Genomic DNA, 18978 nt, shown 5'->3' with positions numbered 1-18978 from the left:
ATCAGAAAAATCAACTGTATCACCATTTGCACCTTCGCTTCCACCATCTATATAATCACTTCCTGCTCCACCTCTAATAATATCATCACCAGCAGCTGTGATTAAAGAGTTTCCTTGTGCATCTCCATAAACTGTATCATTTCCACTTCCAGTTATAATATGCTCTATTCCATCAATATACTCTTTATTTCCATAACCATCATTTTGAACTCTATAAGAAGTATTATCTCCTACAGTTTGTTCTTTTGTCATATCAATTACAACATCTTGGTTACCAGCAGAGAAATCAACAGTATCTTGTCCATCTCCACCTTTAAATGTATCAGCTCCATCAAGACCAATAAGATAGTCATTTCCACTTCTACCTTCTATTAGGTTAGCCTCATCATTTCCTTTGATATAGTCTGCTTTTCCAGTACCTATTATATTTTCTATATTTGAAATTGTATCTGTACCAAATTGAGCATGGATTCTTTGAGCGCTTGTATTTGAAAGGTCAATTTCTATACCTGTAAAGTCACCACCATTATATGTTTCGGCATCTACAACTCTTGTATCACCTGTATCATCATTAATTAATACATTTGTAAAGTCTAAAGTATCAGAATTACCATTTGATGTTCCTGCATCACTATCATCCCCATCAATTATATCATCACCTGTTCCCGCATAAATATAATCGTTTCCAGCTCCACCTTCAACAATATCATCTCCAGCACCTTCTGTGATAGTATCATCTCCTGCTAAACCATAAAAAGCATTTGAAGTATCAGTAGAATCAATATCAACAATAATATCCCCACTTCCACTAATATCAGAACCAATAATATTTTCTATACTATTTCTATAATCCCTTTCAGTACCTACAAAAATAAAGTTTCCATCTGTTTCAATTGTAGATGTAGCATTTGAGTAATCAGCAGTATCAGATCCTTCTCCACCATAAAGGTCATCATCACCTGTTCCACCTTCTAAAGTATCATCACCTGTTCCACCTTCAAGTCTATCGTTACCTGCTCCACCTTTTAAAATATCTTCTCCTGCTCCACCTTTTAAAGTATCTTCTCCATCTAAACCAGAGATTGTATCATTCCCAGCATTACCTTCTAAAATATTATTTTGGTCATTTCCTATAATATCATCAGCTTGGTCTGTTCCTTTAATATTTTCAATATTACTTACTGTATGAGTTACGCCATTAATACTTACATTATCACCATCTGTATCTGTTAAATCAACATTTACACCATATGTAAGTACTTGTGAATAATCAACTGTATCCCCAGCGCTTGTATTTGTTCCACCATCAATATCATCACCATCAAAGTCAGTTCCTACAAAAGTATCATCTCCACTATTACCTCTTAGAATATCAGCTCCTGCTCCACCATCAATAATATCATTTCCAGCTCCACCTTCTACACTATCTGCACTAGCACCAGCATTGATTGTATCTGCCCCATCATTTCCAAGGATTGTATTTACTTCTGCATTTCCTGTGATAATATCATTTCCAGTAGTACCAATTACATTTTCTATATCTTTAACTAAGTCTTGTTTTGAGTTTGAACTTACTTGTGCAGTTGCAAAACCAGAACCATCAAGAGCACTTAAATCTAATACTAAATCAGTAGAAGAGTTAGAACTATAATCTATCCAATCTCCTGTAAGTTCTGAAGTTTCTGTTCCACCTTCTATTGTGTTATTTACTCCTGCTTTTGTTACAAAAGTATCATCAAAATTTGAACCTACTACATGTTCAATAGAGCTTAAAGTATCTCCATCACTTGCAGTTCCTACATGTAAGTTTACTGTAACACCAGCAGTTAAAGCTGCATAGTTGTAGTTTACTTTATCTGTTCCATCTCCACCAATTAAAATATTTGCACTTGTATTTCCAGTAAAAGTATCATCTCCACTAGTACCAGTTATATTTTCAATATTTCTAATAGTATCTGTATGTTGTAAAGTTCCTGTGTCATCATAAACTTGAACACTTGAATCAGTATCATTATTTTCATCTAAAGTAGCAACGATTTTATTATTTGAATTAGTTAAAGCACTATAATCAACAGTATCACTATCTCCTACATTTGTTCCACCATCAATGATATCTGCTCCATCATCTTGTGCTGTTGCATAGAAAGTATCATTTCCAGTTCCACCACTTAAAGTGTCATTGTCTGCTCCACCATAAATATTATCATTTCCTGCATCACCTGAGATACTATCAGCGCCAGTTCCACCATAAAGGGTATCATTGTCATTTCCACCTAATAAAGTATCATTTCCTGCTTCACCCCAAATTGTGTCATCACCACTTCTACCATCTAATATATTGTTTTCATTACTACCTTTGATAGTATCATTCTCTTCTGAACCAATTACATTTTCAATATCATAAAGTTCATCTGTTCCTTGGTCATTTAAGTTTGAACTATAAGCTTCACCTTTTGAAGCTAAATCTGAAGTATCATCTGTTTCTAAATCAACTGTCATACTTGTTAGTGCACCACTATAATCAACTGTATCAGACTCTCCATCATCAACACTTGCAGTAACTGTTCCGCCACTTATAGTAACAGTTCCACCCGCGATAATATCATCACCTTTATCACCTCTTATAGTATCATTTCCAGCTTCACCAACAATAGTATCATTGTCATCTCCACCTTCAATATAATCATCATCAGCTCCACCATAAATTTGGTCAGCATCAGCTCCACCATAAATACTATCAGCTCCTGCATCACCTTTTAGAATATCAAAACCAGAACCACCTCTTATGATGTCATTACCTTCTCCACCTTCTAAAAGGTCACTTCCTTCTTCACCCCAAAGTTCATCGTTTCCAGTTCCACCATATAAAGTATCACTTAAAGCATTTCCTCTTAAAGTATCATCTCCAGCCATACCTGAAATAGTATTTGCTTGATTATCTCCTGTGATATTATCTTTTAAATCTGTACCAATTACATTTTCTACATTTGTAATTGTATGGTGTACATTTGTTGTATCACCATCAACATAAACATTGGCAGGACTTCCTGCTTGAAGTACAATATCAACACCTCTATCAGTAGAGAATCCAGATGTATTGATAGTGCTATAATCAATAGTATCTATCTCACTTCCACCATCAATTACATCTCCACTATATTCTGATATATCAGTAGAGCCTACATTGAAGCTATCATTTCCTGCATCACCATATAAATAATCTGCATCAGCACCACCTATGATAGTATCAGCTCCATCTCCACCATGAAGCTCATCACTTCCAGCCATACCAGATAAAGTATCATCACCTCTTTGCCCATATATAGTATTTGAAGCACTATTTCCAATAATAGTATCAGCTCCATTTATTGCAGAATCAGAACCTTTAATATTTTCAATTCCATATAATGAATCTTGTTCTTCACTTCCCGTTGCAAAACTTCCATCACCATCACTATCTATTGTTACTGTTGAAACTGTATTTTCATCATCTTCTAAAGTTACAGATATTTTATTTTGATTTGTATAATCAACTGTATCACTACCACTATCTGTATGAGTAGCTCCATCAAAAGAACCACCATAAATAGTGTCATTTCCACCAAGACCTACAAAAGTATCATCTCCATCATTTCCACCTTGTAAGATGTTTGCATCATTTGTACCTTGCATACTATCATTACCAGCTCCACCTATAGCATTTTCTATACTATAAATAGTGTCATCATCAAGTGAGTCTCCAAGAACTGTTGAACTATCATTTAATAAGTCTAATCTTAAATCTTTTGAACTATCTAAATACTCATAACTAATAGTATCATTACCTGTTGAACCATTAATTGTATCTGCACCTGCTCCACCTAATAGTGTATCATTTCCTGCACCACCAAAGATTGAGTTATCATTTGAGTCAGCATAGATTGTATCATCTCCACTTCCACCAATAATATTTTCAAATCCTTTGATAATATCATTATCACCACTTGCAACCTCTACTTGCCAAGCATCATTAGTACCACTTCCAGTTTCAAATTCATGTGTTGCATTTTGACCAATATTTACAGAAATATTTTCATTTAAAGAAGAGTAATCTAAAGTATCGCTATTACCAGCTCCTCCATCATAATAATCAGCTCCATCTGTAGCACTTGTAGCTTTTACAGTGTCATTACCTTCTCCTGCAAGAACAGTATCAGCACCACCTCTAGCTTCAATATAATCATCACCTCTTTGAGCATTGATAATATTATTACTATTACTTCCATATATAGAGTCTGATCTTACTTCATCATTTGAACCAATAACATTTTCTATTCCATATAAAATATCATCACCCTGTCCTTGCTCAGAGTTATTTCCATCTGATTTTCCATAAGTTTCAGTTCCAGATATACCACCTGATAAAGACACATCTAAATCAATGATTAATGATTCAATTGCATTTGAATAATCTACTGTATCATTTCCAGTATCACTTCCTTCATCTCCACCATAAATAATATCGTTTCCAACTCCACCTGTTAAAGTGTCATCTCCATTTCCACCTCTTAAAGTGTCATCTCCACTTCCACCATCAAGAGTATCATTCCCAGCTTCACCACTTAAATCATCAGCTCCATCTTCTCCAAATAATTGATCATTTCCATCTTGTCCAAAGAAAGTATTGTTTTGAACATCACCTTTGATATAATCATTATCTTGAGTACCAATAACATTTTCTACATTTAAAATTTCATCATTGTTTGTATGACTATGAACTGTTACAGTTTTTTTATTTGCACCGTCTAAAGTTACTGTTATACCTTGAGCATCTGCAGCTGTACTATCAATAGCAGAATAATCAATAGTATCGTTTGTACCTATTCCACCATCAAAATAATCAGCTCCATCTTCCGCACCTGTTAAAGTATCATTTGTATCATCATAAGCTCCAGCAATAAAAGTATCATCACCTTTTCCACCTTCAATACTGTTATTGGCAGTTGAACCAATAATTGTATCATCAGTTTGAGAACCAATTAAGTGTTCTATATTTAAGATTGTATCTGTGTCAGAAGTTGAAACAGTTTGAGAATCTGTAGTTCCTAAGTTTACATTTATAGAGTTAGTATAGTTTTCATAAGAGATTGTATCATTTAAATCTCCTACTCCCATACCACCATTTATAGTATTTGTTTTTTGGTCTTCATTCATAATGAACATATCATTTGATGTACCACCAATAGCATTTTCTATACTAATAATAGTATCAACTTCTGGTGCATTTGTAGAAGCTTGGTTATTTTTAAAATCAACTGTTACAGAAAGAGTTTCATCACTATAATCAATAGTATCGCTTCCTTCACCACCATCTATATAATCATTTCCACCTTTTCCACTAATTAAATCATCACCATCAAGACCTCTTAAAGTATTAACGTCATCATCACCAGTAATTGTATCATTACCATTACTTCCAGTGATATTTTCCATATTTTTTAAGTAATCACTTACAGTAGTAGTACCACCTTGATAAATATCAGCACTATAATATCCGTCTGCATCGGCTCCTGTTGATAAATCAATTACAACTTTATCTTGTGTTGCATCATTTACTGTAATTCCTTCATAAGAGATACTATCCCCATTTGTTTCACCTGATTCATCATCATTTCCATCAAATCTGTTTGAAACATCAAGTTTTGAGACAAAAGTATCATCATATTTAGAACCAACTGCATTTTCTATATTATATAATTCATCAATACCTTCACCAGTACCTCTATTAGTTACAAAGTTAACTTCTACACCATTTGTAGCATTTGAATAATCAACTGTATCAACTCCAGCATCACCATGAAGAATATCGTCATTTGCTCCACCTAATAAGGTATCATCTCCATAACCTCCATAAATAGTATCTGAACCATCTCCACCATAAAGAATATCATCTCCACCATTTACATCAGTTCTAGCTTCATCATCTCCATAAATTGTATCAGATTCACTTCCACCTTTGATTTCATCATTTCCAAGTCCACCTACAAGTAAATCTTCCCCAGCTTCACCTAAAATAGAATCATCATCAGCTCCACCATAAACTCTATCTACTCCTGCACCTGCATAAATAGTATCGTTTCCAGCTTCACCATAAAGAGTATCTTTACCGTCACCAATTCCACCTAAGATGTAGTCATTTCCAGTTCCACCATAGATAGTATCAGCACCTTCTCCACCATCTAAATATTCATATTGTGTAGCACTTGTACTATCATCAGTATTTGAACCACCTTCGATATAATCATCTCCTGCTTCACCTTTAATAGTATCAGTTCCTGCTTCACCTTTTAAAGTATTATTTGAACTATCTCCTGTAATTGTATCTTCATTTTGAGTTCCAACTATATTTTCAATTCCTGAAACACTATCGTTTCTAACAGTTGCATTTGAAGAGTTTTTAAGAAGTAAACTTTGTGAACTTAAATCAACATCTACATATAAAGTATTATCACTTACTAAACTAAAATCAACTGTATCCCCTATACTAGAATTACTTCCTCCAACTATAATATCTGATTCACTTCCTACTGCTGCTTCTTTTACGTAGAAAGTATCATTTCCAGCTCCACCTTGGAAAGAGTTACTATCAGAGTTACCAGTGAAAGTATCATCTCCTGCTGTACCAATTACATTTTCTATATTTATTAAAGTATCACTACCTTGTGCTACACTTGCTTGTGTTACAGCTACATTTGCACTTGAAGTATTTGATAAATCAACTACAATACTATCATTTGCACCTGTTAATGAAGAATAATCAACTGTATCATTTTCATCATTTATATTTTCAGAGTTTGGATCAGCTAAATTTGTAATACCTCCATTAAAAGTATTTGATTCACTATTACTGCCTTTAAACATATCAGCATATTGTGAACCAATTGCATTTTCAATATCAGTTAAAGTATCATTTCCTTGACCACCACCAACATTTTGAGAAACTCCATCTATTCCTAAATCAACAGTCACACCACTTGTTGCATCAGAATAATTTACTGTATCTCCATTTATATCTGTTCCACCATCGATAATATCATCTCCTGCACCACCTGCAATAATATCATCTCCTGCTAAACCTTTTAATGTATTTTTATTACCATCACCAGTAATAGTATCATTACCATGACTTCCAGTAATATTTTCTATATTTTCTAAAGTATCTACAACATCAGCACCAGAACTTTTAATAGTTACTGTATCACTTGCACCAGATAAATCAGCAATAATATAATCTACATTTTCAGTTCCAGTATAGTTTGAACCAGCTTTATCATTTTGTAAATTTGTATAATCTACTGTATCGCCATTTGTTCCATTTGTTAGACCATTAAAATTATTTGCTTTTGTATGGTCTGAATAGAAAGTATCATCATAAGAAGAACCAATAACATTTTCAATATCAATTAAAGTGTCATTTCCTTGTGATGCTGAGATATTTTGAGAAGTAGCTAATCCTAAATCAACAGTAACACCATCACTTGAATTTTCATAACTTGCAGTATCACTTCCAGCTCCACCATCAAGGATGTCATTTCCACCTTCACCTTCTAAAATATCATTTCCAGCATTACCTCTTAATGTATTTGCTAAATTATTTCCTGAGATTGTATCTGCTAAGTTTGAACCACTTATATTTTCAATATTTGAAATAGTATCATCATTTACAGTATCACTTACATCTACTGTTGTACTAGCTCCATTATCTTCTAAATCAACAGTAATTGAATGATTTGTGTCTAAACTTGAATAATCTAAAGTATCACTTCCATTTGCGCCATTAATTACATTTGTTTCATCAAATTTAGTAATGAAAGTATCATTACCTTCTCCACCTTTTATATTTTCAATATCATAAAGAGTATCAGTTTCTAATAGATTTGAACTATTATCATATACCTTTGCATTTTCATTTTCTAAATCTACAACAACATGTTTTGTACCATCTGATAGATATTCATAAGTTACTAAATCAGAGAAGTTGTCAGTTCTATCTTCACTTCCACCATAAATAGTGTCATCTCCACCTCTACCCATGAAAGTATCAGAAGCATCACCCCCAATAAATAATTCATCTTCACTATCTGAACCATAAATAGTATCTCCTGAATTACTTCCTACTACTTCTTGAATTGAAATTAAATCATCAGATGAACCATCTCCATCATTTGAAACTTCTGTAGCATTTTCCATATCAACTACAATTTTTCCTGCAGCATTTGAGTAGTCTGCTCTATTTATTCCAGTTCCACCGTCTAAAGTATCAGCTCCAACTCCACCACTTAAAGTGTCATTTCCTGCATCACCTCTTAGTGTATTTGCACTTGCATCACCTTTGATAGTGTCATCTTGTGATGAACCAATAATATTTTCAATTTCTTTAATATAATCATTTGAAGAACCATCTACATTTACGGTTACATAATCATTGTTTGAAGTATCAACATTAGATAAATCTACATTAATAGCTGAATCTAAAGCTGAATAATCAACAGTGTCTCCACCATTATTCTCATCTACTTCTCCACCTATTATATAATCAACTCCATCATCTCCATTTTCTAAGATACCGTCACCGTTATCATCAAGTCCAGCTTTAAAGATATCATCTCCATCGCCACCAATTAAAGTATCACTTCCACCAGCACCAACTAAAGTATCATCACCTTGGAAACCGTCTAAAAGGTTTGAATCATTATCACCTGAGATATTATCGTTTTTAACTGTACCTTTAATATTTTCAATATTTTTTAATCTATCTGTTTCAGCACCAATAACAGCATCTGCAAATCCACCTACTGTATTATTTAAATTTACATCTAAATAGTCGCCTACTTTAGAAGAGTAATCAACAGTGTCTCCACCATTTTCTTCCTCTCCTTCTCCACCATCTATAGTATCGTTTCCATCACCACCACTTAGATTATCACTTCCAAGTCCACCATAAAGAGTATCGTTACCAGCTCCACCATCTAAGGTATCATCTCCATCTCTACCATAGATAACATCATCTCCAGCTTCACCTTTTATATCATCATTACCAGTTCCAGATTCTGTAGTATTTTCATCGTGTTCTTGGCTTCCACCATAAAGGATATCATCATCAGCTCCACCTTTAATAACATCATCACCAGCTCCACCTAAAATAGTATCATCAGAAGCTCCACCATCAATAATGTCATTTCCAGCATTACCTTCAAGTTTATTTTTAAGAGCATCCCCTATAATAGTATCGTTTCCTGCACCACCAATTACATTTTCTACATTTTTAACACCAGTATCATTTGTTCCATTTTCAATAATTACTTCATTACTTGTGTCTTGGTCTAAAGTTATTGTAATACCTTGGTTTGAAGCTAAATTTTCATAAGAGATAGTATCGCTACTTCCACTTCCTCCATCAACACTATCAGCTCCATCATTAGCACCCATGATAAATAGATCATTTCCAGCTTCACCTTCTAAAGTATCATCACCACCTAAACCATTTATAGTATCGCCTTCATCTCCACCTTTAATAACATTTGCATTGTTATTTCCAGTTAAAGTATCAACTCCACTTGAACCAATAATATTATCAAAGTTCGATACAGTATCTGTATCATTTGTTCCATTTCCATCTGTATCAACATTTGAAACAGCAGTTTGTGTATCTAGATTTACATTTACCCCTGAACCTATACTTGCATAAGATAAAGTATTTGTTCCAGTACCACCATCTAGTGAATCATCTCCATGTCCACCATCAATAGTATCATTACCACCAAGACCTAAAATAGTATTATTTTCACTATTTCCAGTGATTGTGTCATCTTGCGTATTTGAACCTATAACATTTTCAATATTTGCTATTTTGTGATCTGCTAAACTTGTACCTACTTGAACATCTGTATAAGAACCACTTTCAGCTAAAGTAAGAGTTACTTTATTGTTTAAATTTGTATAATCTATAGTGTCACCATTTCCATCAAGTCCTGTTCCACCATCTATAATATCACCAGTAAAGTTATCACCTTGGAAAGTGTCTTCACCAGTTCCACCTTTTAAAGTATCAGCACCAAGGTTTCCAATAATTGTATCATTTCCTGCACCTGCATCTATAACATTTACCTCATCATTTCCAATGATAGTATCATTTTGTGCAGTTCCAATTACATTTTCAATATTTGATAAAGTATCTGTTTGGTCTATAGTTGTTCCATTTGTAACTACTGAATTATTTGCAGTTTGTAAATCAACTTCAACATGATATCCTGAACCAATAGAACTAAAATCAACTGTATCTTTATTTGAAATATCATCTATATCTGCTGAGGCGGTTTCATCAAAACCATCAATTATGTCATTTCCATCACCAAGATTTACTTTAAATGTATCATTTCCTGCTCCACCATAAAGGAAGTCATCTTCTACTCCTCCATCAATAGTATCATTTCCACCAAGACCTTTTATTGTATTTACTTCATCATTACCAGTTAAATTATCTGATTGAGTTTTTGAACCTATTAGATTTTGGAAATTTCTAATAGTATCTATTCCATCACTACCTGTATTATTTACTTCTTGTGATAAATTTACAGTTACTCCACCTACAGTTACATTTTCATAAGTTAAAGTATTGTTTCCACCTGCTCCATCAAGAGTATTATCTCCTGCATCACCTTCAATAATATCATCCTGATTAGAACCTATAATATTTTCTATACTGTCATAAGTATCAGTTTTACCCCAGCCATCAGTTGCAGTAGCAGTTCTTAAACTTGCATCAACTCCTGCATTATCTAATAAATATGAAACTGTGTCATTTCCTATTCCACCAACTAATCTATCAGCTCCATCAAGTCCAAGAAGTAAATCATCTCCATTTCCACCAGTAAGAGTATTTGCTCCACTATTTCCAATTAAAGTATCATCTCCTATTCCACCTACAACATTTTCAAAGTTTGTAATAGTATCAACACCTATTTCACTATTATCTACTACACCTTGTGCTGTATTTTGGTTGATTTCATCAGTAGTATTATCCCCTGAAATATCTGTTGTAATTTGAGTATTACTTAAGTTTACATAAACACCATTTGAAGAGTTAGAATAAGATAAAGTATCAACACCAGTATGTCCATCTAAAATATTATTTGCACTATCACCTTGAATAGTATCACTACCTTGTGTTCCTATAATATTTTCAATATCAGTTAGTTGATGATGATTTCCAGTACCTGAAAGAGTAACATTTGTAATTGCAGTATCATTTAAACTTACATTTATACTCTCACTTGTTCCTAGTGCACTATAATCAACAGTATCACTTCCTCTAGCACCATTAGTTTCACTGCCACCATCAATAAAATCATTTAATACATTAGCTGTATTATTTACAACTATTGTATCATCACCAGCTTCACCTTTTAAAGTATTTTTTTCAGAGTTACCAATAAAAGTATCATCATTTGAACCACCAGTAACATTTTCAATTCCAGATAAACTATCTGTTTCATCTGAAGCATTAAATTCATGGGAAGTATCTCCATCACTTGCATCATCATTAGTATCAACAATTACTTTAGGTGAGGCAGTTGAAAGATCCGCTTTTATTGCTTCACTTCTTAAAGAGTAATCAGCAGTATCTCCATTAGAACCATTTGCACCACCAATTAATTCATCATTTCCTATTCCACCTCTTAAGATATCATCATCATCTCCACCATCTAAAGTATCATCACCTGCTCTACCTTCTAAAGTATCATTTCCTGCTCCACCTTCAAAAGTATTATTTGAAGCATCACCTCTCATCACATCATTTTCAGAAGAACCAATAATTTTTTCAATACCATAAAGAGTATCGGTACCTACTGTTTTAACTACTTGATTATTTGCTTTTTCTAAGTCAACATCTATTTTTGAACCACTTGAATAATCAACTGTATCTATTCCTGTATCTGTTGATTCATTTCCACCATAAATAGTGTCACTTCCAGCACTTGAAAAGAAAGTATCATCTCCATCTAAACCTTTTAAAATATTGTTTGATGAATTACCTGTTAAATTATCATTTCCAATACTTCCTTCAAGATTCTCAATATTTTTGATTATTAAATCATCAACATCATTTCCATCAATATCTTGGGCAGAACCATTTGATAAATCAACTGTTACACCATTTGCACCAGCATAATTAAAACTTACAAAGTCTCCATTTGTTTCATTTCCACTTCCACCATCAATATAGTCAATTCCATTTGAAGCACCATTCCCTAAAAGAGTATCATCTCCTTCTCCACCAACTAGTGTATTTGCTTGGGTAGTACCAACAATAGTATCATCACCTGCACCACCAATAGCACCTTCTATTCCAGTAAAGGTAGTTTCATTAATAGTATTTCCATTTAAAGTAAATGTTCCATCTTGTAAATTTACATTTACTTTATCAGAAGATTGATTTGCAACTTGAGAGAAATCTACTGTATCAATAAAATTTACACCTTCATTTGTACTACCATCATATACAGTATATCCTCTATCATTTACAATAAAAGTATCATTTCCTAATCCACCAATAAGAGTATCTAGATTTGAAGAATCAACACCACCTTCACCATCTAAAATATCATCTCCTGCTCCACCATCAATGATATTTTGGCTGCTATTTCCAGAAATGTTATCATTAAAAGAAGTTCCCTTGATATTTTCTACATTTTCAATTTGATGGTCTATTGTATTTGAACCAACTTTTACATAAGTAGAACCATTGTTTTCTTCATTTAAATCTACTTCAATATTTGATGTTAGGTTACTATAATCAGCAGTATCAACTCCTGCTCCACCATTTATATAGTCCCCAGTTGATTCACCAACTGCATTTGAGAAATTGAAAGTATCATCTCCAGCTTCCCCATATAAATCATCAGCTCCAAGTCCACCTGTTAAAGTATCATTTCCTGCTCCAGCATGAATAATATTATCGCTATCATTACCTGTAATTGTATCTGCAAAAGCAGAACCAATAACATTTTCTATATCAACAAGAGTATCACTTCCTAAGTTACCACCAATATTTTGACTTCCTGTTTGAGATAAATCTACATTTATTCCGCTTCCTGTGGCATCAGAGAAATCAGCTGTATCACTACCAGCTATTCCCCCATGTAAATAGTCGTTTCCAGCTCCACCTCTTAAAGTATCATCACCACTTTCTCCATATAAAGAGTCATCTCCTAAGTTACCAATAAGTAAGTCTGAATTATCTCCACCTCTAAAGATATCATCATTTGAAGATGTATTATCTCCAATCATAGTATCTTTAAAATCACTACCTTGAACCTCTTCTATGTTTGTTAGAGTATCACTATTTCCATCTGGTTTTAATACTGAATAATCACTTCCACTTCCTGTTACAACAACTTTTGCAGTCATATTAGAATAATCAGCTATATCAGTATCATTTGTACCATCAACATCAACTCCACCATCTATGATATCAGTTCCATTTGAACCATAAAATCTATCGCTACCTTCATTTCCATTAAGGCTATTATTTGCATTTGAACCTGTTATAGTGTCATTTTTTGTACCACCAATTAGATTTTCTACATTTTTTATTGTATCTTTATCATTTGTGGCAGATACTATAGTTTGTTCATTTTCATTTCCTAAATCTACAGTTATTCCATTTGCAGTATAGTTTGAATAGTCTAATACATCAACTCCAGCTTTACCATCAATTGTATTTGTATCAGTAGTTTTGGAACTATCCATAATAAAAGTATCATTATTATCACTTCCTATTGCACTTTCAATAGAAATTAAAGTATCTGTATTTGTTCCATCATCTGTAGTTAAAGTAGTGAAATTTACTGTTGCACCATTTGCAGTAGTATTTAAATATGAAAGATTTACACTATCATTTCCAGCTCCACCATCTAAAGTATCAGTTCCTTCATCTCCACTTAGTGTATCATTTCCTGCTTGACCATAAATAGTATCATTGCCTATTCCACCAGAAAGTATATCATCTGAATCATCACTTGAATTATCATTTGTTTTATTATTACCATAAATAATATCATCACCAGAACCACCACTTATAGTATCAGCTCCACCCATTCCTTCAAATACATTATCTACATTATCATCAATATCTCCAATAATTTGATCATCATTTTTTGAACCTCTTATATTTTCAATATCTTTTAATGTATCTACAAACTCTCCGTTATATTCTACCTCACCAAACTCATTTGCACCATCAGTTCCAGCGTTCATGTTAGCTTTTATACCAAGACCTGATGTAATACCTGAGTAATCAGCAGTATCACCAGTAGTTGTATTTGAACCACCGTCTAAAAGGTTATTATTAGATTTACCTACTAACCAATCGTCACCTGCTCCTCCTGCTAATGTATTTGAAGAACTGTTTCCTATAAAAGTATCATTTCCAGCTCCACCTTGAAGATTTTCTACATTTCTAATTTGAAGATTTCCAGCAGCTCCACCATCTTGATAGTTATAAACTGAACCATCTGAGTCATCAAATGCATGACCATCTGAAGAATTATTTGAATAATTAAGTCCTAAGTTAACAGTCACATTGCCTGTCTCTCCTTCAAAACTTACAAAATCTTCTTCTCCAGCTCCACCATCAAGATAATCATATGTACCACCATCTGCTGTAGAAGTACCATTACCTATTAAAGTATCATTTCCTGCTCCACCAATAAGTGTATTTGCTCCTGTTGTACCTTTTAGTGTATCGTCGTAGTTACCACCAATTGCACCCTCAATAGAGTTAAAAGTATCACTTCCTAAACCTGCTCCAATATCAACAGAACCTGTATTTGATAAATCTACATTAACACTTGCATTTGCATCAGAGAAATCAGCGGTATCTATACCAGCTCCACCATTTAAAATATCATCTCCAGTTCCGCCTTTTAGGATATCATTACCAGCTCCACCATTTAAAGTGTCATTTCCTGCTCCACCTGAAATAAAGTCATTTCCATCTTCACCAAAAAGTTCATTTACACCACTATCTCCAAGTAAAGAATCATCATGCTTAGAACCTTTTGCATTCTCAATATCAACTAAAGTATCTATTCCAACAAGGTGTTCTGTACTACCATCCATATCAGATGCACGATTATTTGCTAAATCAACAACTACACCTTTGTCATTTGTTCCTACACCATCATCAATATAAGTATAATCAACAGTATCTATATCGGCTCCACCATTTAAATAGTCATCGCCTTTTCCACCTGATAATATGTCATTTCCTGCATTTGCTATAAAAGTATTGTTATTATCATCACCTTTTAAAGTATCATTTCCTGCACCAGTAGTTACATTTTCAATATTTTTTATATAATCTTCATCTGTTCCACCAATCTCTACTCTACTTTCAAGGGCACCATTTAAAGAAACTGAAATATTTCCATCAGAACTTGTATAAGATGAGTAGTCTAAAGTATCACTTCCATCTGCTCCATTTACTGTATCTATTCCATCATTTAAAGAAGCGATAAAAGTATCATTTCCTTTTCCACCATCTAAAATATCAACACCAGTTCCACCATTTATAATGTCATTTCCTTCTTCACCATAAATAGTATCATCTCCAGCTTTTCCAAAGAAAGTATCATTTCCTTTTCCACCTACAAAGATATTATCTTGGCTATTTCCATTCATAATATCATTTGATGAAGAACCAACAACTCTTTCAATATCAATTAAAATATCTGTTGAACCATCACTTACATCAACTGTAGAATCACCTACATCTTTCATATTTACTTCAATTGATTCTGAACCAATATTTGAGTAATCAGCAGTATCTATAAAAGTGAAGTTATTATCAATAGTTACATTTGTAGAAGAAGTAATAGTTTCAGGGCTATCAATAAAAATATTTGTATTATCAGTGTAAATATCACCTAAAGGTTCTTGTCCATTTAAAATTCTAGTGGCATTTGCTTCTTTAAACTCTTTTAAAAAGTTTGCTATTAATTCACTTGCATTTGCACCAGTAGCTGTAAGGGTTAAGCCTGCAATAACAATTGTTAAAGGCGAAGTAGAAATACCACTTAATCTAGAGTAATCGCTATTTTTACCTCCATCTAAAGTATCATTTCCTGTACCACCGATTAATGTGTCGTTTCCTGCTCCACCATAAAGAGTATCATTGTTTTCTTTTCCATCTAAAACATCATTACCAAAGTTTCCAAAAAGTTCATTATTTTGAGAAGAACCTTTTAAAGTGTCAGCGAAACTTGTTCCCTTTACATTTTCAATACTTGAGATTGTAACATTACCACCATTTATCTCTTGACTAGAACCTAGAGATAAATCAAAAGTAACTGAATTTTCAAACTCTTCAAAACTTAAAGTATCATTTCCTGCTCCACCATTAATAGAGTCATTTCCACCTTTTAAAAGGATATAATCATCTCCACCAGCAGTTGAAATCATATTATTACCATCTACTTTATCAATGATTAAATCAGTATTATTTGTACCAATTACATTTTCAATATTTACTAATATATCTTCACCAGCATTGATTGTATTTTGGGCTGAGCCATCTTGTATTGATAAATCTACTCTAACCCCACCAGAAGTTATATCAGAGTAACTTACAGTGTCTCCAATTCCTCCATCAGAATCAGCACCACCATCAATATAGTCATTTCCTAATCCACCACTTAGAATATCATCTTGAGTACCACCCTCAAGATAATCATCTCCATCTTCTCCAAATATAGTATCTTTACCTACACCACCTTTTAGAGTATTATCTAAGTCACTTCCTGTTATTATATCAGCTAAATCAGACCCAATTGCATTTTCAACCCCAGTAATTGAAGAGAACCCTTCTCCAAAAACTTGTCCATTTTTTAGATTGATTGTATGTGAGACAGATGATTTTGAGGCATCAATTGTATCACTTCCATCTCCACCTATAATAGTATCTTTTCCACCACTTACAAAGAAAGTATCATCTCCATCAAGACCTTCTAAGGTATTACTATTATTATTACCCTCAATAATATCATCAAAATTAGAGCCTATTACATTTTCTATATCAAATAAAGTATCGTTTCCATCTGCACCTGAAACCACACCTTTACCATTTCCATCATCTAAATCAACATTTACTGAACCACTTGCATTTTCATAACTTGTAGTATCATTTCCTGAACCACCTTTTATAATATCAGCACCAGTTCCACCTTCAAGTATGTCATTCCCTGCTCCACCATCTAAGGTATCATTACCAGCCAAACCTCTTAAAGTATCATTTCCTTCAAGACCTAATAAAGTATTTGTTTCTGCATTTCCTGTGATAGTATCATTATCTTGTGTACCAGTAACATTTTCAATATTTGAAATAGTATCAGTATTATTTGAAGCGTATTTTTTAGTTACACTTCCTGCACTTAAGTCTGCTACAACCCCTAATTCGTTATCTACATTATTATATGTTGAGTAATCTAAAGTATCATTTCCAACATTTCCATCTACAATATCATTTTCTATACCAGTAGTAATAGTATCATTTGCTAAACCACCAGTAATAGTATTTGAAACATTCTCTTGTTGAGAACCATAAATTATATTGTCATTTATATTTGTAGTAATAACAAAACCTGATTTTATAGGTTGCCCAGAACCATCTACAAATTGCTCAAAAAGATACTCATTAGGATCACCTAAATTATCTACTTCTTTTACATTTACTCCATAAAGTTTAAAATAATCAAGAGTAGTTTCAACTGGTGTTTCTACACCCGCTCTTTCATCTTCTGGAATATTTTCTATATTAAACTCAGATTTTGCTTCTATTTTCATCTCAAAATTTGTTTCTTGATCTCTATCCATTGAAATTTTTATTTCAATATTTCCATTTTCATCAAGGGTAAAACCTTCTATTTCAGGTGTATCTGGATTATCTTTTATAATCGTCCAAGAATTTCCTGTTTTAGTAGCATTTAAAATATTAAAACCATCTGGAAAATCATCACTTGAAATAGTAATACTCTCAACTGCAAAACCTATAGGTTGATTTGGAGAAAGTTTTATTGTTCTTGAAATAGTATCTGCATTAAAATAGTTTGAATCATCTGCATTTATTACTAATTTACTTGCTTCTGTACTAGATACATGTCTATAATCAAGCACTTCTGCCTCTGTTTGTTTTACAATTCCTGCTCTACTAGCATTTGCATTTGTACCTGGGTGAATATTTTTATAAGTAGTTCCACCTCCACCTTCTACAGTCATAACTCCTGCTGCTGTATCTATACTTTCACTAGAATCTAAATGTTGAATATCTATATCAAAAGTAAGTAAAGCTTTAGTACCTTCAGTTACAGCTTCTTCTTTTTTAGAACTATCATCTGTAGCTTCTTCGTAACTAGTAAAATCATTTTCAACGATTTCAGGTACATCTACAGGAGGAATTTCAAACTCGTTGTCATTTATATTATCATTTTCTTCTGTTTCTTGTTCTACTAAAACTTCTACTTCTTGGATAATTATTTGAGGGTTTTCTTGTGTTTGTTTGGCAGTATTTTCAGGGATATTTACATCAACATTTGAAACTAAAGAATCAATAGGCAACGCGTTGATTTCTTCAACTTCAGATAAAATATCTCCAAGGCTTAGTTGTTTTCCAGAATTACTTGCAAATTTTGGTGGAGTATCGTTATATCCCATTAAAGCCATAGATACGAAAGTAAAAGTACCACTTCCAGGGATATCAATTACAATATCTCCCCCTACAAGTTCGTACTCTAAATCTTCTATGTTAACTCCAGGAACTTTAAAATCAACCAAGTCTCCTGGTCTTACGTAAACCGAAACATTTTCATTTACTTTTGGTTTATCAATAATTTTTACACTTTTATCTAGATATTTAACATATTTGTTATCTGTAGTTGCCAT

Annotated in this window: 1 protein-coding gene (only partly in view); it reads right to left on the bottom strand. The window is 33.1% G+C overall.

Annotated elements, in window-relative coordinates; genetic code table 11:
* Nucleotides 1-18978, bottom strand: partial view of a hypothetical protein gene (locus CRV01_RS13845; RefSeq protein ID WP_258238330.1) — the 5' portion only. Its footprint begins 8034 nt before the window's first position; 18978 of the gene's 27012 nt are visible here — the first part of the coding sequence; it begins with the start codon at nt 18976-18978; the stop codon falls past the left edge of the window.

Source organism: Arcobacter sp. CECT 8983 (assembly GCF_004118855.1).
In the GTDB taxonomy this organism is placed as follows: Bacteria; Campylobacterota; Campylobacteria; order Campylobacterales; family Arcobacteraceae; genus Halarcobacter.
This window is presented reverse-complemented; position numbering and strand designations above follow the sequence as displayed.